Here is a 248-nt window from a genome sequence, read left to right on the forward strand (position 1 = left end):
TCACTTAAATAGTAAGCACACAGAGCGGGTCATTAGCTCAGTTGGTAGAGCAGTGGACTTTTAATCCATTGGTCGATGGTTCAAGTCCATCATGACCCACCATTCTTTATTAAGGTAAAGATTGGTTTAATCGGCGGATTTACGCAGCTCACTTAAATAGTAAGCACACAGAGCGGGTCATTAGCTCAGTTGGTAGAGCAGTGGACTTTTAATCCATTGGTCGATGGTTCAAGTCCATCATGACCCAC

2 tRNA genes are annotated in these 248 nt (G+C 43.5%); both read left to right on the top strand.

The features are described 5' to 3' along the window. Window positions 1-26: 26 nt before the first annotated feature. Window positions 27-102 (top strand) — tRNA-Lys (locus PSH48_RS21155). A gap of 72 nt (window positions 103-174) precedes the next feature. Next, window positions 175-247: transfer RNA gene (locus tag PSH48_RS21160), tRNA-Lys, on the top strand. Window position 248: the final 1 nt, after the last annotated feature.

It is taken from the genome of Pseudoalteromonas sp. Angola-4, assembly GCF_028599265.1.
Classification (GTDB): domain Bacteria; phylum Pseudomonadota; class Gammaproteobacteria; order Enterobacterales; family Alteromonadaceae; genus Pseudoalteromonas; species Pseudoalteromonas atlantica.